Here is a 19,968-nt window from a genome sequence, read left to right on the forward strand (position 1 = left end):
CGAAGCGCCCGCCGCCGAAAAGCCCGAATGCGACTGTCTTCAGAGACCTCCCCTAAAATTCCAGCCGGACCAGCTAAATGTTTGCAAGCTACCGACCGATCCTCTCGCTGCTTCGCGGCACCGCTTTCCTGCTCGCGGCGACCGGGCTGCACGGACTGCTATTGCCGCTGCGCGGTCAGTTGGAAGGTTTCTCGACCGCATCGCTCGGCCTGATGGGCACGGCCTGGGCCGGCGGCTTCGTCACCGGCTGCTTCTTTGCGCCGCGCATCGTGCGCCGCGCCGGTCACGTACGCGCTTTCGGCGCCTTTGCGGCATCGGGAGCCATCGTCGCACTGCTCACCGGCCTGATCATCGACGAATATTTTTGGATCCTGCTGCGCGCCTTTACCGGGTTCACCATGGCCGGCGCCTTCATGGTCATCGAAAGCTGGCTGAACGAGAAGTCCACCAACGAGAACCGCGGCGCCGTCTTTGGTCTCTACATGATGGTCACTTATGCCTCGATCATGGGTGGCCAGATGATCGTGGCCGGGGGTGACGTGAAGTCGGCCTCGCTGTTCATGATCACCGGCATCCTGTTCTGCCTCTCGCTCATTCCGACCGCGGTCTCGACGGCTTCGCACCCCAAGCCGCTGCAGGACGTCTCGCTCGACGTCCAGGGGCTCTACATCAATTCGCCGGTGTCGGCGATCGCCTGCGTTTTGATCGGCATCGCCAACGGCGCCTGGGGCACGCTCGGTGCCGTCTATGGCGCCCGCATCGGCATTTCTACGGCCGAGATTGCGCTGATGATGAGCCTGGTGGTCGTCGCCGGCGCCGCCATGCAACTTCCTGCCGGGCGTCTTTCCGACAAGACCGACCGCCGCTTTGTGCTTGCGGGCCTGGCCTTCGGCGCAGCGTTGTTCGCCCTCGCCGTCTTCCTGTTCGAGCCGCGCTCCGGCGTCTTCGTCATCGTCTGCACTGCCGCCTACGGCGCCTTTGCCTACACGCTGTATTCGATCGCCGTGGCCCATGCAAACGACCACGCCCGGGCGGAGGATTTCGTCAAAGTGTCGGGCGGTCTGCTGCTGCTCTATGGTTTTGGCACGATGATCGGGCCGCTGCTGGCCGCCGGCCTGATGGGCTGGATGCGACCGGAAGCCCTGTTTCTTGCGACTGCCTTTGCGCATCTTTGCCTAGCAGGCTACACGCTGCTGCGCATCAGCCGGCGCGCGCCCGTGCCGATCGAGGACCGCGACGCCTTCAAGACGCAACCGGCCGAGCGCTCGATCACGCCGGAAGCGCTGCGGCTCGATCCGCGCAGAAAGCCTGAAACCAACGGTTGAGATTTGGAAAACTTTGCCTCACAAATAAGGCATGATGTTTTCCGACGCCTTCATGGCGATTGCCGACCCCAACCGGCGCTATCTCTTGGAAGAGCTCCGGCGCGGCCCGAAGACCGTCAACGAACTGGCCGCCGGCTTGCCGGTCTCGCGCCCGGCGGTGTCGCAGCATCTGAAAGTGCTGCTCGATGCCGGACTGGTCAACGCCAAGCCGGAAGGGACAAGACGCGTCTACACCGTCAGCAGCGCCGGCTTTCTGAAGCTCAACATCTGGCTCGACCAGTTCTGGGATGCAGAGCAGCTTGGTTGACCGCAGGGCTGACGCACCTCGGGCAAGCTGATCGCGCCATAGAAGGTGGCAGGCAGCTGTCGAACGGGAACGATCTTCACGTCGTCAACTGTCTGCTGGCAGCGCTGCAGAGGGAATTTGACGAGTTGGATACTCGATGACGATCGTCGGTTGCGGCACGCTGGGCCGGCATTGGTGTCGAGGTAGTTCGCCCGCTACTTACCTGACCTGACTATGGGCGACGATAGCATCGACAATCGTGGGCCAATCGTTGGGATGCAGCTCATGGCCGCCGCCTACGATACGGACAAGCTTGGCACCGGCAACTGCTTCGACAAGGGCGGCGCCATGCTCGACCGGAAAGATCGGATCCTCGGTGCCGTGGATGACGAGGAGCGGGACCTTTAATGCCTGCAGCCCGCCCTTCCGGTCCTCGCCGCCCCGATCTTCGCCGCTCTTGAGCATGAAATGATTGGTCGCGCTCAAGAAGCCGCCGGATCGGTCGTAATCCTGTTCGACGAACGCTCTCGTCCGCTTCTCGTCGAAAGGATGCGCCGTGCCGGCGATCGCATGCGCGTCCTTGACGACGAAATCGATGGCCTGATCACGATCCGACCAGTCGACATCAGCGCCTTCGGCCGAATGCCTCCTATAAGCCTCGGTCATCCCAGGCAGATGCGACGTGTCGGTTTCCACAGGAGAAGTGCTGATCGCCGTAAGCGAAATGACCCGCGACGGGTGTTTCAGCGCGACAAGCTGCGCCATCATGCCGCCCATCGACATGCCGACGACATGCGCTTTCGCGACGCCATGTCTGTCGAGGACGCGGATGGCGTCGTCGGCCATGTCGTCGAATGTGTAAGGCGGCTCCCCCGGCACATATTTGGTCGAACGGCCGGTATCGCGATTGTCATAGCGGATCACGAATAGACCCTCGTCGGCCAGCTTCCGGCAGAACGCCTCGGGCCACCAGAGCATCGAAGCCATGGCGCCCATGATCAGCAGCATCGGTGGATGCGCGGGATCGCCAAACGTCTGGGACGCGATTTCGAGTTCCGCAGCCTTCATCATGATCGGTGTCTCCTCTCCGCAAACCAATTGCATTTTGCAATCGGTTGCAGCATAATAAAACTGATATAATAATGCAACCGGTTTCTTTCGGAGAATCGCATGAGCATCGATCGTCGGTCTGGGTGTCCGATCAACCTGTCCCTTGAAGTGTTTGGCGACCGGTGGAGCCTGATCATCCTTCGTGATATGATTTTCGGAGGCAAACGCCACTTTCGCGAGCTGCTCAACGGGTCGCTGGAAGGCATCGCTTCCAACATCCTCGCCGATCGGCTGAAGCGGCTGATGGAGCTCGGCATGCTGACCAGGGCCGACGATCCCACCCATAAGCAGAAGGCGATCTACTCCCTCACCGAAATGGCGATAACACTGGTGCCGATCCTGGCGCATCTCGGCACCTGGGGTCGCGTCTGGCTACCGGTCAGCGAGGAACTCTCGATCCGCGCCGAACTTTTGGAAAAGGGCGGCCCGCCAATGTGGGAAAAGTTCATGGACGAGCTGCGCCACGAACATCTGGGCACGCCTTCCGACACGCCGCTGGAAGCTACCGTGCGTGCGACCATGCAGGCCGGATACGAGGCGGTTGTCGCTGGAAAGGCGCCGGGGGCCGGGTGCGATCCGCGCGTCTGACCAACTTATTTTCCCCATGGCAGGTCGGCTCTGCTATTAAGGGATTGAAAACTATAATTTACGGGATTGGAAAAGCCCTTGGTCGAGAACTCTAAGGATACTGCCCGCGCGCGAGCAGATTTGCGTTTCAAGAAGCAGGAAGAGGCAGCCACGGTCCGTCAGAAGGCGATGGCGGAATATGTCGCCGAGAGCGACGCCCGTCAGATAAAGACCAACAAACTGCGGGCGCTGCGTCTCGCCAAGGAAGCCGAAGACCTCGCCAATGCGCCGGCTGCTCCGGTGAAGAAGCCGGCGCGCGCCAAGAAAAAATAGAGCTGGCTCGTCGCGACCGGCGTCGGCGGCATTTCCGGCGACAGATCGACAACACTGAACGGGTCGGCATCGAACGGCCGACACCGATCCAGGGCTTAGCCACTAATTCATGTTTATGTCACGGGTGGCCGCCCGCATCGACACCGAGAAGCCGGCCAGCACGTCGACCAGTGCGATCACCATCAGCGTGAAGAAAACCGAATGCGCCGCGCCCTTGACCAGCAGGAACTCGACCAGAAAAGCCACGAAGACGAAGGTCGACAACAGGTGGTCCATGATCGAGGCGCTAGTCGTACGCGTCGATTTCACGATTTCGACGAAGAAGAGGATCAGCCCGATCAGCACGATCAGATCGCCGAGCGTCATCGAGAACACCCCGCCCGACATCATGCGGATCGAGAACATTTCGCTTGCCCAGGGATCGTCGCCGCCGCCGAATATTCCCAGAAGCCCGAGATTATAGAGGACGAAGGGCACGATCAGCAGCGGGATGGCACCGAACATCAGGCGGCTCCGGTTGGACTGCCTTCTGTAGAATGCGCCCGGCGTTCGCCGTCAAGAATTTTCGTGTGCCACCGCGAACACGGACAAAGACGGTGCGAAATAACAATGTCAGCCGGAAACGCCTTCCGGCTGACATTCGACATGCCGAAGCTCAGCGCTTGAACTGTCCGGCGCGCACGGCGGCGCCTATGACGTTGAGGATGATATGGCCGGCAGTCATCGAGGTGATCTCGTTGATGTCGCGGGCAGGTGCGATCTCGACGATGTCCATGCCGACGACTTTTCCCTTGGCGAACAGTCCCTTGATCAGTTCGATCGTCTGGCGATAGGTGACGCCGCCCGGCTGCGGCCCTTCGACCGCCGGCATCACGGCCGGATCGAGCCCGTCGGCATCGATGGTGAGATAATACCGGCCGCCGTCCGGAATGCGCTTGAGCAGCGCAGCGGTACCGATATCCTGCCATTCGTCGGTGGTGATGATGTTGGCCCCATAGGCCCGGGCTGCTTCGACTTCCTCCGTGCGGGCGCTGCCCTGGCCGCGAATGCCGACCTGGAAAATCTCCTTGATGTGCGCCATTTCGGAGGCGCGGCGGATGGTGCTGGAGTAGCCTTCCTTGACGCCGTTGACGTTGTCGCGCCAATCGAGATGGGCATCGAGCTGCACCAGCGTGATCGGACCCTCGCCGTCGAGCGCCCGGAAGATCGGGATCGGGACGCCGTGATCGCCACCGATGGTGATCGGCAGGGCGCCGGCCGCGCGTATCTTGCGGATCGCCGCTTCGGCGCGCTTGTAGTGCCCAACATGGTCGGCGGCGTTGCCGGGAACATCGCCAACGTCGACAACCCTGATGTCCTGCCCGGCAAAGACCGGCCCGCCAATGTCGAAATCATAGCGGTCAAGCGCCTGGCTGATGCGCTGCGAAGCGCGGCGCACGGCGGTCGGCGCGTTCGTCTGGTCGTTGATCAGTTCGTCGATCGTGTAGGGATCGCCATAAGGCATGCCGATGATCGCAACATCGGCTTTCAGCGTATCGAGGTCCTCCGCTAGCGGGAAGTTCAGGAATGTCTGAAACACATCGCGCGGCGCGGTGGTGAGCTTGGGCATAGGGTCTCCTTTGTGTTGAAAGTCTTTTGTGATCAGGCGCCACGGCGGGCTGCGAGATGAGGTTGCAGCCTATGCTCCAGGCTGCGCGAGATCGCTGCCACAAGGGCGGTCAGCCCCCAGTACAGCAATGCGATGGCGGTGAAGATCTCCACTGGCGAGAAGGTGCGGCCGATGATGTTCTGCGCCACGTAAGTGAGTTCCGGTACGGTGATCGCCGACAGGATCGCCGATTCCTTGATCAGCGTGATGGTGAGGTTGGTGGCCGCGGGCAGGATGTAGCCGATCACTTGGGGCACAAGGATCTTGTAGAAGATGGTGAGGTAGCGCATCCCCAGTGCATAGCCTGCCTCTACCTGCCCATGCGGTATCGACTGGATCGCACCTCTTATGATTTCGGCGGAATAGGAGCTGGCATAGGCCGACAGCGCGCCGACCGAGACGATCATCGGCGAAAGCCTGACGCCGAACATCGGCAATGCATAGAACAGCAGGAAAATCTGGATCAGGAACGGAATGTTGCGGAATATCTCGACATAGGCCGAAACGATGACTGCCGGCAGTCTTCCGCCCCGTAGCCTGATCAGCGCCAGCACGGTTCCAAGGGCTAATCCGAGCGGCAACGATACGACGCACATCAGCACCGTATTGCCAAACCCATTGGCAAGTATCTGCCAATTGTCCGCTATGAGGGAGAAGTCGAAGCTCATGCGCGAGCTCCCCCCGCGTTGCGTTCCAGATGCCTGGTCAGCAGACTGCAGGAGAACAGCACGATGAAATACAGCACCGCCGCGATGCAGAACGCCTCGACCGGCCGGTAGGTGGCGTTCATGATGTTCTGCGCCGTGCGGGTCAGTTCGACCACGGCAATCACCGACAGGATCGATGACGCCTTCACCAGCATAGTGAACTCGTTGACCATCGGCGGGATGATGGCGCGGAAAAGTTGCGGCAGGATAACCTTGAACCAGGTCACCACCGGCTTCAGGCCTAGCGCCTTGGCCGCTTCATATTGGCCCGCGGGAATGCGCGTCAGCCCGGCGCGCAGGATTTCGGCCACGAAGGCGGCGCTGTTGAAGCTGAGCGCCAGGATGCCCGCCAACAGCGGCGGCAGGTCGATGCCGACCAAGCCTGGCAGCACATAATAGACGACGAATATCTGGACGATCAGCGGCGTGCCGCGAATGAAGCTGGTGTAGAGCGCACCGATCCAGCGAACGGCACGCCAACGCGACCTGCCGCAGGCGAGCAAGCCGAAGCCGATCACCGTGCCGACGGCGAAGCCCAGCACCGAGACGCCGAGGGTCACGCCGGCACCCATAAGGAATTGCGGCAGGAAGCCGAGGGTTCTGGAAAAGTCGAACATCTTTCAACCGGCGGTTTGGCGCCGTCCGGCGCATGTTGCTGGAATCGATTCCGACAGGAGGTCGGCTCCTTCCGCAATGCGCCGGACAATGCGTGGATTCTGCTAGAGAGCTCCTTCCGGCAAATATCCCTCGGCGGGTGTCTTCATCTCGAAGCCGAACCACTTCATCTGCAGCTCTTTCAGCTTGCCGCTGTCCTTGATCTCGCCGATCTTGGCGTTGATGAACTCGCGCAAATCCTTGTCCTCAGGCCGCACGACCCAGGAAAGGTAGGAGAATTCGCCGATCGGGCCGACGACCTTGTAGGTCTCAGGCACGTTCTTCATCAGCACGGCTGCCGACGGCGAGGCGATGACGATCGCGTCGACCTGTCCTGAAGCGAGCGCAACGTGGGTTTCCGGAAAAGACGTGAACAGCTTCAACTCGCCAAGGCCGGCGCCACCCTTTGCCTTGAGTTCCTTGTCGTAGGCTTCGATGATCGGCTGCACCGACGAGGCAAGCTGCGTGGCGACGACCATGCCGTTGACGTCCTCCGGCTTCTTGATGCGGTCTTCATTGGCGCGCACGACAATGACATTCTCGAAGGAGCCGGTCGGCCGGGTGTAGGCGTATTTCGCCGCCCGCTCGGCATTGATGCCGGTTGACGTCGCCATCAGGTCGAACTTCTTGGCAAGCAGGCCCGGCAGCAATCCCTGGAAAGGCAGGTTGAGCTGTTCGAGCTTCACGCCCAGCTGACTCACCACATAGTCCAGTATGTCCTTGTTGTAGCCGACGATCTGACCGTCGCGCACGAACTCGAACGGCTCGAAAGCTGCCTCGGTACCGACCACGATGGTGCCGCGCTGCTTGATTTGGTCGATCAGGCCGTCGGCATGCGAGGAGGTCGCGAACGACAAGAAAAACGGCGCGGCGGCCAGCAGAGACAGGACGCGGCGGCGCGAAGCAGAAAAGAACTCACCCATTGTCACCCTCTTTTTTCTTCGGTTTTGCTGTGCTGGTAGGCCCGGCCGCTGTGCTTGAACACGCGGCCGATCATGTAGCTCTCTGAATCCTTGATTCCGGGAACATTGGACAATTCGCTGACCAGGAAGTCATGCAGGCTTGTCGTCGACGGCAAGGTCAGCTGGATGATGATGTCGAACGGACCGGTCATCGCGTAGACGCTGTCTACGAACGAATATTCCGACAGTTTCCTGGCGACGCTGATGATGTGTTCGCGGTCGACGTCGAGGCCGACGATGGCGGCGATGCCGACATCGCTACGCAACGGGCGCACGACCGCCTGTATACAGATATCCGGATCTTCGAGGATGCGAGCCATTTTCCGCCGCACCGTCGCCTCGGTCACGCCGATGCGCTTGGCGATGTCGACGCTCGACATGCGCCCGTCGCCTTTCAATTGTGAAAGGACGGCCTGTTCGGTGTCATCGAGATCGCTGGTGCTGACGAAATCCCACATAGAACCTCACATCCGTGTCGATTTCCGACTATAAAACATAAATTCACATAAGAATTCGTCATTTGCAAGCCCGCCACAAGCGAAAACCAGGCCCCGACCGAAGGCTGGCGGGAGGGGCACCGGATATTCGAATGTTGCTGGGATTTGGGAGGAGGCGCGACCCGCCGACAGGTCAGCTCGGCGTCAACCGGAGGCCGAACGCAAAAGACCGACCAGAGGCCGGTCTTTCGATAACTCAAAACTTCGGAGAAGCTGCTCTCAGCTTTCCTTGGGCGTCAACACCTGGCGACCGCGATACATGCCGGTCTTCAGGTCGATATGATGCGGGCGGCGCATCTCGCCGGAATTCTTGTCCTCGACATAGGTCGGGGCCTTCAACGCATCGGCCGAACGGCGCATGCCGCGCTTCGACGGAGAGGTTTTTCGTTTCGGTACGGCCATGGATATGCTCCACTACATGGTCAAAACGCCCCAGCTGGCCCTCGTGAAAGGGCCGCGTCAGGGCCGGAATCTGAGAAAGTCGGCTGCCTATACACGCCCCGCGCCGTTTTGGCCAGCGCCGCGACGAATTTTTTTGAGCTATCGCAGACAGCCGACATAGGCGCCGGACCGGCCTGCGCGCCGCTCGATCAGCGCGGCCAGCCGTCTCAGCCCCGGTCCGGGTTTCGCCGGATTGCGCGCGATCGGATTTGGCAAGGTGACGGCAAGCAATGCCGCCTGGCGACGCGACAATCGTTTTGCCGAGACCCCGAAATGGTGCTGGGCGGCGGCCTCGATGCCATAGATGCCCGGCCCCCATTCGGCGATGTTGAGGTAGATCTCCATGATGCGCCGTTTCGACATCACCATGTCGACATAGACGGCCAGCGGCAGCTCGACCACTTTCCGGACTGAGCCCAGCGGCCGCGACCACAGATAGAGGTTCTTCACGGTCTGCATGGTGATGGTCGAGGCGCCGCGCGTCATCTCACCGGCCAGCGCATCGTCGACGACGCCCCTCAACTCGCCAAGGTCGATGCCGCGATGGAAACAGAACTGCCCGTCCTCCGACATGATAACCGAATTCGCCAGCGCCGGCGCCACATCGTCGATCGGGACCCAGCGCCGGTCATAGCCGGAAAACGTCGCCAGATCCTTCAGCATCAGGGTCGACACCGGATGCACGAACGGCGGCAGATACAGAAACGTCAACACCACTGGTAACAGCGCCAGCACGACGGCGACGGTGATGCCGCGCCGGGCCCAGCGCCGGGGCCAGCGTTTGAGACCGATGCGGTTGCCGCGTTTCGGCCTCACCATGTCCAACCCTTCGGTTTCGTGATCGACGATCGGTTCCGCCAAGCCGCCCAATCCATGCTACTCCCTGCCCCGGCATAATGGCGCTTGGCTTCTTGCGCAACGTCTGAGTGTCGGCTACCGGTCCCGGCCATGACGAAAGACCATCAAATTCCGTTCGAGGCAGCCCTTGTCGCGCGCGCAGGTCCGATCGAGGCGTTGCTCAGGCGGCTCCTCGACGACCGCCCGCTTTCAGGTGAGATCACGCGGCCGCAACGTCTGATGGCGGCGATGCGCCACGGCGTGCTGAACGGGGGCAAGCGCCTGCGCCCCTTCCTGGTCATCGAAAGTGCCGCGCTGTTTTCCGCTGACGGCGAGGCGGCGCAGCGCGTCGCGGCGGCGCTCGAATGCGTGCATTGCTATTCGCTGATCCATGACGATTTGCCGGCCATGGACGACGACGATTTGCGCCGCGGCCAGCCGACCGTGCACAAGGCCTTCGATGAGGCGACCGCCATCCTTGCCGGCGACGCCTTGCTGGCGCTGGCCTTCGACATCATTGCCGACGAAGCGACCACGCTGCCGGCCGAGCGAAGGGCGGCACTGGTGCTGGCATTGGCCCGCGCCGCCGGAGCCGGCGGCATGGTTGGCGGCCAGATGCTCGACCTCGAGGCCGAGCGTATCAGGCCGGACGAAGCCGGCATCATCCGGCTTCAAGCGATGAAGACCGGCGCCCTGATCCGCTTCGCCTGCGAGGCGGGCGCGATCATTGCCGGCGCGCCATTGGCCGACCGTGAAAGGCTGGCCGAGTTCGGCTCGGCGATCGGGCTTGCCTTTCAACTTGCCGACGACCTCCTCGACCTGACGGCGGACGCGCAGCAGATGGGCAAGGCGACCGGCAAGGATGCAGCCGCCGGCAAGGCGACGCTGGTGGCGCTGCACGGCGCGAACTGGGCGCGGGACCAGCTTCAAGGCCTCGTCGACCAGGCCCATGCCTTACTTTACCCCTATGGCGAAGACGCCGTGCTTCTGAAGCAAGCGGCGGAATTCGTGGCGACCCGCAACAGCTGACGCTGCTCTAAACTGTATTCCCAACGTCCTGTGGCGCGCCGTGTAGCCAAGGAGGGTTGGCGAACTGTTCGGCCAGAAAATCCACGAACACGCGGACACGTGGCGACAGGATCCGGCCAGGTGGATAAACGGCGCAGATTGGCGGTCCGTCATGATGATTGTATCCGGTGAGCAGTGCGGCCAGCCTGCCTATCCTGATATCCGGCCCGACCAATATCTCCGACATCCGGATGATGCCGACACCGGCGAGCGCCAGCCGGCGCAGGGCTTCAGTGCTGTTGGCCTCGATGGGGCTGCGGATACGCATGCTTTGCGGGCCATCCGGGCCGTCGAATTCCCAGATGTTGAGGCCGCCGCGTGATGTGATGCCAAGGCATGTATGGTGTTGAAGGTCGCCCGGCGTCATCGGTATGCCGTGTTTTTCGAGATACTGAGCTGACGCGCAAATGACACGGTGATTGGGCGCCAGCCGGCGCATCACCAGCCTGGAATCGCTCTGGGCAGCAACGCGGACGGCGACGTCCGTTTCCTCAGCCAACAGGTCGACAATCGCATCTGTAAACATCAGCTCGAGCTCAATGGCCGGGTAGCGATCGATGAAAGCCGGTAACATCGGCACGATCAGACGATGGCCGAAGGCGCTCGGAAGACTGATACGCAGGCGGCCGCGCGGTTCTGCGCCGGGTTGAACCGCGATTTCAGCCTCTTTGATGTCGTTCAGGATACGGCGAGCGCTGTCGGCATAGGTGCTGCCTTCTGCCGTCAAGCTGATGCGCCGCGTCGAGCGTTGCAGCAAGCGCACGCCGAGGCGGGACTCGAGCCGACCGATGATTTTACTGACGGCCGACGGTGTCATCCGCAGCCGGCGTGCCGCTGCCGAGAAGTCCCCTTCCTCGACAACCGACAGGAACACGCCCATCGCTTCCTGCCGGTCCATCATGCTTATTCCAATTCGTCACAGATGAACGGAAATTATCACCGATTATCGGCGACAGCGATACATAATATGACTTCCTCCTCAGCATACGGAAATGCTGGCGAGGAGGTGCGATGCGTTCAGAACAGCCAAATCTGCGCGATGGCCACGAGCTGCATCGGTGGGCACGTCGCCAGCGCAGCGCCGCAATTGGGCGGTGGTGCCTCCGGATTATCCGCGTACTCAGTCGGGTGCGGCATAAAGCTGGGGAACCGCTTAAAGCGAAGCGACGGCCGGGCTAGCGCAACCGGCCAATCGGGATGATTTCCGGCGTGGCCGGGCCATATGGCTCACCTTGCCAGTTGCCGAGCCATTCTTCGACGAGCAGCCCGGTCTTATCCAGCATCTGCGCAAGGCTTTCCTTTGCCGGGAAGGCTATTTTCGACTCGGCGCTGAGCACCCGCCCACTGGTGGGGATTTCATAATGGGTCGAGTAGGTGACGACACCGGTAGCGCGATCGCGCCGGAAATCGTTCCATGCTCTTACCGTGCCCAATCCGGGATGACTCAATTCCCGTTCGGATTTTTCCGGCGTCCACTCGAGCCATTCCTCCGTCGCTGGATTTCGCGTGTCGAAGATGAAGCGCCCGTCGGGAGCCAGATGTGCCGCGATCGTGGCAAGCACCGCCTCTCGATCTTCCGGCGTCAGAAACACCTGGAAGGCGTGACCGGTCAAAAGCACCAGATCGAAGCGTCGTCCGAGCCGGACGTCGCGCGCATCGGCCTCGACCCAGTCGACCCTCTGGCCGCCAGCTCTGCGGCGCGCGATGTCGAGCATCGCCGACGCGGGATCTACGCCGGTCACGCTACGCCGGTCGGCGAGCGCGGCGGCCAACTGCCCGGTGCCGCAGCCGAGATCGAGAACCGACGCGGCACCCTTGGCAAAGCCGACGCAATAGTCGAAGTCGACGCCGCCTTCGTTCTCGATGTCGTAGAACTGGACAAGGTCGGGATCGCTGTAGAGACGGTCGGTCATGGTGGTCCTATAGCTGGGTGGTGCTATAGCTGGAACTTCGCTTTTATGCGCCTGGCGCATTCCAGCGGCGTCAGTATGCTGGTGTCGATTTCGAGATCGTAGCCGATATTCTTGTGCACGCGGTCATATTGCCAGCGCGCCAGCCCCGGCAAGCGGTCGGCCCGCTGGATTTCGCGAGCCTCGAGAACGTCGAGCGGAGCGAACACGCCGACCAGGTGAAGATCGAAGTTCGACAGCAATTCTAGATATTCCGGCATTTCGCCGTTGCAGAGCACATCATCGACGATGAGGTTGTTGCCTTGTGCCGCCATCGCGGCGATTGCGTGCCGCATGCCTCGCAAGGTTTGCTCGCCGACCGGCCCGGTTTTGATGACGACCTGCGGCTTGCCGTCTTCTTCGACCGTTTCGTAGGAGAAGCCGTCGGCATGATTCTGGAGGGCCTCGGGCAGCATCTCGACGAACGCGTCCATCTGAACATGCAGGAAGGGTTCGGTGGTCATCGTCTGCAACGCCTTGGCGATCGAACTTTTGCCGGCGCTGCCGACGCCGTTGAGAAGCACGATCTTGGCGGTCATGTTCCAGCACTTTCAGTGACGGCGAAGCGCAGACTTTACCGATTCCGCACCACAATGCATGCACCGCCGACGCTTTGCAGTTTCTGGCAGATGTTGTCGGCCTTGGCTTTGGAGTCGGCGCCGATCCGGACCGCATAGATGCCACGCCTGCCGATCGGCGAGCGCACCCGGCTGACCACCGGATCATGGCCCTTGAGCAAGGCCGGAAACCGGCGCTTTACACCGTTCCATTGACTGAGCGCCGCGGCGCGGCGGAAGTTGCCAGCCACCTGCACGCCCCATGGCTTGACGTTGATCGACGCCATGGCCACGGTTCTGGACTTGATGACCGGCAGCCTGCGGCAGGCGACCGCGAAGCTCGATTTCTTGTCGAGCGGCCGGATGATGCCGGCATAGGCGGTGTCGGTAAACCTGTCGGCCGGCTCGCCCATAATGTCCAGAACGTAGTTTTCGGTCTCCATCGGCAGGAAGCCACCGGAACTCAGCCAGCGCGACACCCGGGTTTCGCCTGCATTGTAGGCAGCGGCGGCCAGGCCCAGATTGCCGAAGCCGGTTTTCATTTCGGCGAGATATTTTGCCGAGGCCGGGATGGCCTGCTCGATATCGAAAGAATTGGCGAGACCGCGTATCTTGGCCGTGCCCGGCATGAACTGGGCAATGCCTTCGGCGCCGACCGGGCTGACCGCATTGGGATCGAAGCGGCTTTCCTTCCAGATCAGCCGGGCAAAGAAATCTTTGGGCAGGCCGTTCTGGTCTGCATGGACCTCTATCAGGTTGCAAACCCGGTCGAGCAGCCGCTGTTTGGCGGGGCGCGGCGGATCGGCCTGGGCGGCTGTCGGCCAGCCCAGCGCGCCAAACAAGCCCAGCCCAATGAGCAAGACCAGCGTCGCCCAGGGGAGGTGCATCGACCTACTCCGCCGCGGCCTTGCCAACTCGCCCAAACCGCTGCTCGATATAATCGGCGACCATTTTCTCAAAGTCGGCGGCGATCGAAGGACCGCGCAGCGTCGCCGCCTTCCTGCCGTCGACGAACACCGGCGCCGTCGGTGTCTCGCCGGTGCCAGGCAGCGAAATGCCGATATCGGCATGCTTGGATTCACCCGGACCGTTGACGATACAGCCCATCACCGCCACCTTGAGGTTTTCGACGCCGGGATATTTTTCACGCCACACCGGCATGTTCTTGCGCAGATCCGCCTGGATATTCTGGGCGAGTTCCTGGAACACCGTAGAGGTCGTGCGGCCGCAGCCGGGGCAGGCGGCGACGATCGGCACGAACTGCCGGAACCCCATGGTCTGCAGAAGTTCTTGCGACACCTGCACCTCACGCGTGCGATCGCCATTCGGCTCCGGTGTCAGCGAGATGCGGATCGTATCGCCAATGCCTTGCTGGAGAAGGATGCCCATCGCCGCGGACGAGGCGACGATGCCTTTCGACCCCATGCCGGCCTCGGTGAGGCCAAGATGCAGCGCGTGGTTGGAGCGGGTGGCAAGCTCGGTGTAGACCGCGATCAGGTCCTGCACGCCGCTGACCTTGGCCGACAGGATGATTTTTTCACGGCCAAGGCCGATCTCCTCGGCCATTTCGGCCGAAAGGATCGCCGACTGCACGATCGCCTCGCGCGTCACTTCCTGCGCGGTCAGCGGAAAGCCTCGACTCTGGTTGGCGTCCATCAGCCGGGTCAGAAGCTCCTGGTCGAGCGACCCCCAGTTCACGCCGATGCGCACCGGTTTGTCGTAGCGGATCGCCATCTCGACGATATTAGTGAACTGCCGGTCTTTCTTGTCCTTGAAGCCGACATTGCCGGGATTGATGCGGTATTTCGCCAGCGCCTCGGCGCAAGCCGGATGGTCGGCGAGCAGCTTGTGGCCGATATAGTGGAAATCGCCGACCAGCGGCACATTGATCCCGAGCCGTTCAAGCCGCTCGCGGATGGCGGGCACGGCGGCAGCACTCTCGTCGCGGTCGACGGTGATGCGCACGATCTCGGAGCCGGCGCGATGCAGCGCCGCAACTTGAGCGACCGTCTGGTCGACATCGGCGGTGTCGGTGTTGGTCATCGACTGAACGACGACAGGCGAACCTGCGCCGACCATCACGCCGCCGACATCGACACCGACAGATGTGCGGCGCGGGAAGGGTGAGGAAAAATATCCGGTCATGGCCGGTGCCTTTTATCTAGAAGGTCCGGGCATGAGGTGGAGGAGCAAAGATGGCTTGTCAATGGCGACAGGCAGGCAGACCTAGCAAATCCATAACGAAAGACAGCAGCACCATCTCCGATATCGCCGGCGACCGGAGCCATAATACGCGAAATGTAAAATAAAACCTCTATCCGGCGGCATGGCTGCCACCGGAAGATGGTTGCGCGCCGAAGCGGCGCGGCTATTCCAGGAAGAGGGTCAGTGCGTGGTCGGTTTCGCTTTCAGTTTTTCAATCTCGTCCTTGAGTGCCAGCTTGCGCCGCTTGAGATTCACGATTTCGAGGTCATCCACTGATGGATGGTTCATCGCGTCATCGATCTCGCGTTCGATGTCGCCGTGTTTCCGCTGCAACTCATCAAGATGGGATGCAAGAGACATGATTGGTTCTCCCTTTCATGGTTTCCTCGATTGCAGCCGTCAAAGGCGCGTCCACCGCAGGTTCGCTTCTGTGACGGCATAATGACAGTGTGCCACCATCGAGCACCGATGTCGAATGCTGCGTGGTAGCATTCCACGACAATACGAAATGTGATATTGGCTGCGCGCCGGTGCAAGAGAGCCCCCGGCCCCGCCCAATCAGGCCCATTTTTGGGCGCCGCAGACGTGCAGACGGTAGATAATGTCCGAACAGGAACAGGCCGATATCCGCCTCGAATATTCTCGGCTGAAGCAAGAGCACGCGGATTTCGACGCGGCCATCAACGCGATGATCGCCATGGGCTGCGACCCGCTGCAGATCCAGCGGATGAAGAAGAAGAAGCTTTTCCTGAAAGACCGGCTGATGGCTCTGGAAGACCGGATCATTCCCGATATCATTGCCTGAGCAAATCCACTTACCGTCTCGGCAAACCCGTTCATCCCGTGATCGAAAGCCTAGCGGCACGTTCACGCAGCAGGGCAATCAGATCGGCGGTTTTTCCCTCGGACGTGTCTATCGGGACCACCAGGCATATCGTCGCCTCGACTTTGCCGGGCCCCGAAAAGATCGGCGCGGCAAGGCATTTAGTATAGGCGTCGACAAGGCCTGAGGTCACGCAGTAGCCGGCAGCCCCGGCCAGGGCAATATCGGCGATGAAGTCGTCGAGTAGCAATCTGCGGCCGTCCGGCAGGACGAGATCATCCTCGGACACCATGTCCTCGATCACGGCTCGTTCGAAACCGGCGAGAAGCAACCGCCCGGAAGCGGTCCAGGGAAGCGGGATCTGCAGACCTGTGGCCGAGCTGATCCGGAACGGCCTAGTGCCCGGACTTGAATGGACGATCGTGTAGCGGCCGCTTTGCAGCATGCACAATTCAGAGGTCTCGCCCGTCTCGCGCGACATATTGTCTACTTCCTGACGCCCTCTCCTGAGCAGGTCGTTGCCGCGCACATAGTCCATTCCGTAGAGATAGAGTTTCTTCCCGAAATAGACGCGGTTACCGTCGCCGGCCATTTCGAGCAGGCCCGCTTCGACCAGCGAGCGCACAAGCGTGTAGGTCGTCGAGCGCGGCGCATTCACGCCCTTGGCGAGGTCGCCAATCCCGATCGCACGCTGGGTCGCGTGAAGAAACTCCAGGATCTGGAGCACCCGGTTAAGACCCTTCTCGCGAGAGCCCGAAGCCCGGTCTTCGTCCAGCCCGGCGGCCGGCCGAACTGCCAAGGCATTGCTATCTTGCATTACCGGCTCCTGATGTTAGTATCTGTCTTGTATAGAGTACATGCGTCTCTTGTAAGGGACAACCGCGTTCATTGCAATGACGCATGTTGCTCGTCCAAAGGGGAACACAACACGAAGGAGGTCGCCGTGAACGACACATCCAAACGACGTGAATTTCTAAAATTGGCCGGACTTGCAACGGCCGGAGCGATAGGCGCAGCAGCAACGGTCGATGTTCAGAAGGCGGCGGCGCAAGCATCGCCCGACAGCCTGCTTCGCACCGTTCTCGATCGCGGCAAGATTATCGTCGGCACCGGCAGCACCAACGCGCCCTGGCACTTTGAGAACGATGCCGGCGAGCTCGTCGGCATGGACATCACCATGGGCCGCATTCTCGCCAAGGGACTTTTCGACGATCCGACCATGGTCGAGTTCGTCATGCAGGACCCGGCGCAACGTATTCCCAATGTGACCACCAACAAGGTCGACATTTCGATCCAGTTCATGACCATGAGCGCCCAGCGCTCGCAGCTCGTCAACTTCTCCCGGCCCTATTACGTCGAAGGCGTCGCCCTGCTGACCCTTCCGACCGCCGAAAACAAGACATTCGACAAGCTGCTTGCCGGCGGTTCGGCAACGCGGATTTCCATCCTGCAGAATGTCGATGCCGAAGCAAATGTGCGTCTCGTCCTACCCGAAGCGCAGGTGATGCAGATAGATACGCAGGCCAACGTCCTGCAGGCACTGGAATCGAAGCGCGTCGACGCGGCCGCGGTCGATCTGTCCACGGTGCGCTGGCTCGCCTCGCGCAATCCGGACCGTTACTTCGATGCCGGCAAAAGCTGGTTGAGCATGCTTTACGGCGCAGCACTCAGGCAAGGCGATCTCGACTGGCTGAGCTTCGTCAACTCGACCTTCACTATCGCCATGTTTGGTCACGAAACCGCGCTCTACGATGCGGCGTTCAAGGACTATTTCGGGATGGAGCCGCCGGCGCGGCACCCCGGCTTTCCGGTCATCTGATCCAGCCGGCGGAAGGACGCGTCCTTCCGCCGCTTTCTCCTCGACGGCCGTCGGTATTGAGAGAGACACATGGGCTATACGCTCAACTTCAACCTGATCTGGCGAAATTTCGACAAGCTCTGGGGCGGATTGCTGCTCAGCCTCGAGCTCGCCGTGATTTCCATCGCCATCGGCATCGTCATCGGGCTCGTTCTGGCGGTCTGGTACGTTTCGGCCGGACGGCTGGTCCGGACCGCCATCGCGGCCTATGTCGAATTCATCCGCAACGTGCCGCTGATCCTGCTTGTCTATCTGGTCTTCTACGGCCTGCCGACGGTCGTCGATGTCGCCTACAGCGCACAGACCTCGTTTGTGGCGACGCTGTCGCTTTATAGCGGCGCGTATCTGGTTGAGGTGTTTCGCTCGGGGCTGGAAGCGGTACCGCGCGGACAGCTCGACGCCGGCAAGGCGATCGGCCTGACGCCGTGGCAGCGGCTGCTCCACGTGCGACTGCCGACAATGCTGCGGATAACGCTGCCTGCGCTTTCCAACACGTTCATATCGCTGTTCAAGGACACGTCCGTCGCCTCGGTCATTTCCGTGCCCGAGCTCACCTACGGCGCCCAATGGATCAATTTCAACACGTTCCGGATCGTCGAGGTCTACCTGGTGGTGACGGCAATGTATCTTTTGACCGGCTATGCGCTCCTCTATGCGCTTCGGCTTGTCGAGCGCCGGTTCAGAGCGGCGCACTAGAATGCTTGGCCAGATCGCCTATGCCTTGCCCTTCCTGGCTCAAGGCTTTGCCGTGACCTTGTGGGTGTCGCTGCTGGTCGTCGCGCTGTCGCTCGTCGCTGGTGTTATGATGGGCGTCGGCCTTGTCTACGGCCCCGCGCCGCTGCGCTGGATGGTGCGCATTTTCAGCGACACCATACGTGGCATTCCGATCCTGGTGCTCATCTTCTTCGTCTATTACGGCCTGCCTGCCGTCGGCATCCATCTAGAATCCTTCTGGGCAGCCGTGCTGGCGCTCACCCTGTTCAAGACGGCGCAAGTCGTCGAATATCTCAGGGGCGCGGTCGGCTCCATACCGAGGGGACAGTCCGAAGCGGCGATGGCGATCGGGCTGACCTTTCGCCAGCGACTGGCCTACGTTATCTTTCCGCAAGCGTTCAGGCGCTTCCTGCCGCCATGGATCAATGGCGTCACCGATGCGGTAAAGGGCAGCGCACTGGTCTCGCTGCTCGGCATCACCGACCTGATGCACGCCATCAACCAGGTCATCGGCCGCACCTATGAGGCGATGCCGCTCTACATCCTCGGCGCGGTCATCTACTTCGCCGTCAATTACGCGCTCTCCCTGGCCAGCCGACGGTTGGAGCGGCGTTTCTCCTTCATCCGGGAATAGCAAGATGCCCACGCACGCCAATCCGGCACTTCTCGACGTCTCCGACGTTTCCAAATCCTTTGGATCCGTCGAAGTCCTGCGCTCCGTCAGCCTGCAAGTGACCCGCGGCGAGGTGGTGACTGTCATCGGGCCTTCCGGCAGCGGCAAGACCACGCTGCTGCGCTGCGTCAACTTCCTGGAGAGCTACGATAGCGGCTCGATCCGCATCGACGGCAAGGAGGTCGGCTTCCGCGAGACGGGAACACGCCAGCGCCGCAGCGAACGCGACCTGGCGAAAATGCGCGCAGAGACCGGAATGGTATTCCAGAGTTTCAATCTGTTCCCGCATCTGACGGCGGCCGGCAACATCACGCTCGGCCTGCGCAAGGTGCGCGGCAAGAGCAGCGCCGAGGCCCGTGCCATTGCCGAGCACTGGCTGGGCCGGGTCGGCCTTGCCCACAAGGCCGACAGCCTGCCGGCCGAGCTTTCCGGCGGCCAGCAGCAGCGCGTCGGCATTGCCCGCGCGGTGGCGATGGAGCCAAAAATCCTGCTTCTCGACGAGATAACCTCCGCGCTCGATCCGGAGCTCGTCGGCGAAGTGCTCGAGGTGGTGCGCAGCCTGGCCGAGGACGGCATGACCATGGTGATGGTCACGCACGAGATGGCCTTTGCGCGCGACGCCTCGAGCCGCATCGTCTTCATGGCGGATGGCGGCGTCAGCGCCGCAGGCCCGCCTGCCGAGATCCTGGGCGCCGAGATCGATAATGAACGCCTTCGCAGCTTTCTGGCGCGGTTCCGCGCCTCGCATTTCTGA

Annotated in this window: 26 protein-coding genes; 10 read left to right on the top strand and 16 right to left on the bottom strand. The window is 61.5% G+C overall.

All coding sequences use genetic code 11. The features are described from left to right. The first annotated feature begins 77 nt into the window (after positions 1-77). Together AC0L26_RS09875 and AC0L26_RS09880 are read left to right on the top strand one after the other, a co-directional pair. Entirely contained in the window at positions 78-1,325 is a 1,248-nt protein-coding gene (locus tag AC0L26_RS09875) for an MFS transporter (RefSeq protein ID WP_473632355.1), read from the top strand. A gap of 31 nt (positions 1,326-1,356) precedes the next feature. After that, positions 1,357-1,632: an ArsR/SmtB family transcription factor gene (locus AC0L26_RS09880; protein WP_095487281.1), complete on the top strand. Its 276-nt coding sequence runs from the start codon at positions 1,357-1,359 to the stop codon at positions 1,630-1,632. Positions 1,633-1,830: 198 nt separating this feature from the next. On the opposite strand, the gene AC0L26_RS09885 is transcribed toward AC0L26_RS09880, so the two are convergent. Then, on the bottom strand, positions 1,831-2,682 hold the full coding sequence (locus AC0L26_RS09885; protein ID WP_473632356.1) for an alpha/beta fold hydrolase: 852 nt from the start codon (positions 2,680-2,682) through the stop codon (positions 1,831-1,833). A gap of 99 nt (positions 2,683-2,781) precedes the next feature. Between AC0L26_RS09885 and AC0L26_RS09890 the strand changes: the two genes are divergently transcribed. Together AC0L26_RS09890 and AC0L26_RS09895 are read left to right on the top strand one after the other, a co-directional pair. Further along, entirely contained in the window at positions 2,782-3,309 is a 528-nt protein-coding gene (locus tag AC0L26_RS09890; protein ID WP_473632357.1) for a winged helix-turn-helix transcriptional regulator, read from the top strand. Positions 3,310-3,387: 78 nt separating this feature from the next. Beyond that, positions 3,388-3,621 (top strand): hypothetical protein, encoded by a 234-nt coding sequence (locus AC0L26_RS09895; protein WP_029348749.1) that lies wholly within the window; start codon positions 3,388-3,390, stop codon positions 3,619-3,621. A gap of 102 nt (positions 3,622-3,723) precedes the next feature. On the opposite strand, the gene AC0L26_RS09900 is transcribed toward AC0L26_RS09895, so the two are convergent. The 8 genes from AC0L26_RS09900 to AC0L26_RS09935 form a co-directional block, all read right to left on the bottom strand. Then, positions 3,724-4,125, bottom strand: coding sequence for a hypothetical protein (locus AC0L26_RS09900; RefSeq protein WP_352927979.1), 402 nt, complete (start codon positions 4,123-4,125; stop codon positions 3,724-3,726). A gap of 151 nt (positions 4,126-4,276) precedes the next feature. Beyond that, entirely contained in the window at positions 4,277-5,230 is a 954-nt protein-coding gene (locus tag AC0L26_RS09905) for an agmatinase (protein ID WP_352927982.1), read from the bottom strand. A gap of 32 nt (positions 5,231-5,262) precedes the next feature. Next, on the bottom strand, positions 5,263-5,937 hold the full coding sequence (locus tag AC0L26_RS09910; RefSeq protein WP_473632358.1) for an amino acid ABC transporter permease: 675 nt from the start codon (positions 5,935-5,937) through the stop codon (positions 5,263-5,265). Further along, positions 5,934-6,593 (bottom strand): amino acid ABC transporter permease, encoded by a 660-nt coding sequence (locus tag AC0L26_RS09915; RefSeq protein ID WP_473632359.1) that lies wholly within the window; start codon positions 6,591-6,593, stop codon positions 5,934-5,936. Before AC0L26_RS09915 ends, AC0L26_RS09910 begins: the two co-directional genes overlap by 4 nt. A gap of 102 nt (positions 6,594-6,695) precedes the next feature. Continuing rightward, a complete protein-coding gene (locus tag AC0L26_RS09920; protein WP_473632360.1) occupies positions 6,696-7,553 on the bottom strand; it encodes a transporter substrate-binding domain-containing protein in 858 nt (285 codons plus the stop codon). 2 nt (positions 7,554-7,555) lie between these two features. Next, positions 7,556-8,050 carry an Lrp/AsnC family transcriptional regulator gene (locus AC0L26_RS09925; protein ID WP_352927991.1) on the bottom strand — a complete coding sequence of 165 codons (495 nt, stop codon included), beginning with the start codon at positions 8,048-8,050 and terminating at the stop codon, positions 7,556-7,558. Positions 8,051-8,308: 258 nt separating this feature from the next. Continuing rightward, the gene (rpmF, locus tag AC0L26_RS09930; RefSeq protein ID WP_008834724.1) at positions 8,309-8,491 is read right to left on the bottom strand and encodes a 50S ribosomal protein L32; all 183 of its coding nucleotides are present in this window, start codon (positions 8,489-8,491) and stop codon (positions 8,309-8,311) included. A gap of 138 nt (positions 8,492-8,629) precedes the next feature. Further along, on the bottom strand, positions 8,630-9,400 hold the full coding sequence (locus AC0L26_RS09935) for a biosynthetic peptidoglycan transglycosylase (protein WP_352927993.1): 771 nt from the start codon (positions 9,398-9,400) through the stop codon (positions 8,630-8,632). A gap of 78 nt (positions 9,401-9,478) precedes the next feature. On the opposite strand from AC0L26_RS09935, the gene AC0L26_RS09940 reads away from it, so the two are divergent. Continuing rightward, the gene (locus AC0L26_RS09940; protein ID WP_473632361.1) at positions 9,479-10,396 is read left to right on the top strand and encodes a polyprenyl synthetase family protein; all 918 of its coding nucleotides are present in this window, start codon (positions 9,479-9,481) and stop codon (positions 10,394-10,396) included. 7 nt (positions 10,397-10,403) lie between these two features. Here the strand turns inward: AC0L26_RS09940 and AC0L26_RS09945 are convergent, their stop codons facing one another. From AC0L26_RS09945 to AC0L26_RS09970, 6 genes are all read right to left on the bottom strand, one after another. Next, positions 10,404-11,336, bottom strand: a complete 933-nt coding sequence (locus tag AC0L26_RS09945; protein ID WP_473632362.1) for a LysR family transcriptional regulator — start codon at positions 11,334-11,336, stop codon at positions 10,404-10,406. Positions 11,337-11,610: 274 nt separating this feature from the next. Beyond that, positions 11,611-12,348: a class I SAM-dependent methyltransferase gene (locus AC0L26_RS09950; protein ID WP_473632363.1), complete on the bottom strand. Its 738-nt coding sequence runs from the start codon at positions 12,346-12,348 to the stop codon at positions 11,611-11,613. 23 nt (positions 12,349-12,371) lie between these two features. After that, positions 12,372-12,923: a chloramphenicol phosphotransferase CPT family protein gene (locus tag AC0L26_RS09955; protein WP_473632364.1), complete on the bottom strand. Its 552-nt coding sequence runs from the start codon at positions 12,921-12,923 to the stop codon at positions 12,372-12,374. A gap of 35 nt (positions 12,924-12,958) precedes the next feature. Next, complete coding sequence (locus AC0L26_RS09960; RefSeq protein WP_473632365.1) at positions 12,959-13,828, bottom strand: lytic transglycosylase domain-containing protein; 870 nt, start codon at positions 13,826-13,828, stop codon at positions 12,959-12,961. A gap of 4 nt (positions 13,829-13,832) precedes the next feature. Then, entirely contained in the window at positions 13,833-15,086 is a 1,254-nt protein-coding gene (gene ispG / locus AC0L26_RS09965) for a flavodoxin-dependent (E)-4-hydroxy-3-methylbut-2-enyl-diphosphate synthase (RefSeq protein WP_473632366.1), read from the bottom strand. 240 nt (positions 15,087-15,326) lie between these two features. After that, on the bottom strand, positions 15,327-15,506 hold the full coding sequence (locus tag AC0L26_RS09970; RefSeq protein ID WP_095487303.1) for a YdcH family protein: 180 nt from the start codon (positions 15,504-15,506) through the stop codon (positions 15,327-15,329). Positions 15,507-15,747: 241 nt separating this feature from the next. Between AC0L26_RS09970 and AC0L26_RS09975 the strand changes: the two genes are divergently transcribed. Then, the gene (locus tag AC0L26_RS09975; protein WP_023797035.1) at positions 15,748-15,951 is read left to right on the top strand and encodes a YdcH family protein; all 204 of its coding nucleotides are present in this window, start codon (positions 15,748-15,750) and stop codon (positions 15,949-15,951) included. 31 nt (positions 15,952-15,982) lie between these two features. Here the strand turns inward: AC0L26_RS09975 and AC0L26_RS09980 are convergent, their stop codons facing one another. Beyond that, positions 15,983-16,786: an IclR family transcriptional regulator gene (locus tag AC0L26_RS09980; RefSeq protein WP_473632367.1), complete on the bottom strand. Its 804-nt coding sequence runs from the start codon at positions 16,784-16,786 to the stop codon at positions 15,983-15,985. Between the two features lie 126 nt (positions 16,787-16,912). Between AC0L26_RS09980 and AC0L26_RS09985 the strand changes: the two genes are divergently transcribed. From AC0L26_RS09985 to AC0L26_RS10000, 4 genes are all read left to right on the top strand, one after another. Continuing rightward, complete coding sequence (locus tag AC0L26_RS09985; RefSeq protein WP_473632368.1) at positions 16,913-17,788, top strand: transporter substrate-binding domain-containing protein; 876 nt, start codon at positions 16,913-16,915, stop codon at positions 17,786-17,788. Positions 17,789-17,857: 69 nt separating this feature from the next. Further along, positions 17,858-18,523 (top strand): amino acid ABC transporter permease, encoded by a 666-nt coding sequence (locus AC0L26_RS09990; protein WP_354492836.1) that lies wholly within the window; start codon positions 17,858-17,860, stop codon positions 18,521-18,523. 1 nt (position 18,524) lies between these two features. Then, positions 18,525-19,175: an amino acid ABC transporter permease gene (locus AC0L26_RS09995; protein ID WP_473632369.1), complete on the top strand. Its 651-nt coding sequence runs from the start codon at positions 18,525-18,527 to the stop codon at positions 19,173-19,175. A 4-nt stretch (positions 19,176-19,179) separates the two neighbouring features. After that, positions 19,180-19,968 carry an amino acid ABC transporter ATP-binding protein gene (locus AC0L26_RS10000; RefSeq protein WP_473632370.1) on the top strand — a complete coding sequence of 263 codons (789 nt, stop codon included), beginning with the start codon at positions 19,180-19,182 and terminating at the stop codon, positions 19,966-19,968.

It is taken from the genome of Mesorhizobium sp. WSM4823, assembly GCF_055811195.1.

Bases quoted from the DNA above. Each gene is read 5' to 3' on its own strand.
- AC0L26_RS09875 (WP_473632355.1), top strand. From the start codon at position 78: ATGTTTGCAAGCTACCGACCGATCCTCTCGCTGCTTCGCGGCACCGCT.
- AC0L26_RS09970 (WP_095487303.1), bottom strand. From the start codon at position 15,506: ATGTCTCTTGCATCCCATCTTGATGAGTTGCAGCGGAAACACGGCGAC.
- AC0L26_RS09945 (WP_473632362.1), bottom strand. From the start codon at position 11,336: ATGATGGACCGGCAGGAAGCGATGGGCGTGTTCCTGTCGGTTGTCGAG.
- AC0L26_RS09925 (WP_352927991.1), bottom strand. From the start codon at position 8,050: ATGTGGGATTTCGTCAGCACCAGCGATCTCGATGACACCGAACAGGCC.
- AC0L26_RS09920 (WP_473632360.1), bottom strand. From the start codon at position 7,553: ATGGGTGAGTTCTTTTCTGCTTCGCGCCGCCGCGTCCTGTCTCTGCTG.
- AC0L26_RS09885 (WP_473632356.1), bottom strand. From the start codon at position 2,682: ATGATGAAGGCTGCGGAACTCGAAATCGCGTCCCAGACGTTTGGCGAT.
- AC0L26_RS09955 (WP_473632364.1), bottom strand. From the start codon at position 12,923: ATGACCGCCAAGATCGTGCTTCTCAACGGCGTCGGCAGCGCCGGCAAA.
- AC0L26_RS09980 (WP_473632367.1), bottom strand. From the start codon at position 16,786: ATGCAAGATAGCAATGCCTTGGCAGTTCGGCCGGCCGCCGGGCTGGAC.
- AC0L26_RS09940 (WP_473632361.1), top strand. From the start codon at position 9,479: ATGACGAAAGACCATCAAATTCCGTTCGAGGCAGCCCTTGTCGCGCGC.
- AC0L26_RS09960 (WP_473632365.1), bottom strand. From the start codon at position 13,828: ATGCACCTCCCCTGGGCGACGCTGGTCTTGCTCATTGGGCTGGGCTTG.
- ispG (WP_473632366.1), bottom strand. From the start codon at position 15,086: ATGACCGGATATTTTTCCTCACCCTTCCCGCGCCGCACATCTGTCGGT.
- AC0L26_RS09950 (WP_473632363.1), bottom strand. From the start codon at position 12,348: ATGACCGACCGTCTCTACAGCGATCCCGACCTTGTCCAGTTCTACGAC.
- AC0L26_RS10000 (WP_473632370.1), top strand. From the start codon at position 19,180: ATGCCCACGCACGCCAATCCGGCACTTCTCGACGTCTCCGACGTTTCC.
- AC0L26_RS09975 (WP_023797035.1), top strand. From the start codon at position 15,748: ATGTCCGAACAGGAACAGGCCGATATCCGCCTCGAATATTCTCGGCTG.
- AC0L26_RS09915 (WP_473632359.1), bottom strand. From the start codon at position 6,593: ATGTTCGACTTTTCCAGAACCCTCGGCTTCCTGCCGCAATTCCTTATG.
- AC0L26_RS09900 (WP_352927979.1), bottom strand. From the start codon at position 4,125: ATGTTCGGTGCCATCCCGCTGCTGATCGTGCCCTTCGTCCTCTATAAT.
- AC0L26_RS09880 (WP_095487281.1), top strand. From the start codon at position 1,357: ATGATGTTTTCCGACGCCTTCATGGCGATTGCCGACCCCAACCGGCGC.
- AC0L26_RS09910 (WP_473632358.1), bottom strand. From the start codon at position 5,937: ATGAGCTTCGACTTCTCCCTCATAGCGGACAATTGGCAGATACTTGCC.
- rpmF (WP_008834724.1), bottom strand. From the start codon at position 8,491: ATGGCCGTACCGAAACGAAAAACCTCTCCGTCGAAGCGCGGCATGCGC.
- AC0L26_RS09990 (WP_354492836.1), top strand. From the start codon at position 17,858: ATGGGCTATACGCTCAACTTCAACCTGATCTGGCGAAATTTCGACAAG.
- AC0L26_RS09905 (WP_352927982.1), bottom strand. From the start codon at position 5,230: ATGCCCAAGCTCACCACCGCGCCGCGCGATGTGTTTCAGACATTCCTG.
- AC0L26_RS09890 (WP_473632357.1), top strand. From the start codon at position 2,782: ATGAGCATCGATCGTCGGTCTGGGTGTCCGATCAACCTGTCCCTTGAA.
- AC0L26_RS09995 (WP_473632369.1), top strand. From the start codon at position 18,525: ATGCTTGGCCAGATCGCCTATGCCTTGCCCTTCCTGGCTCAAGGCTTT.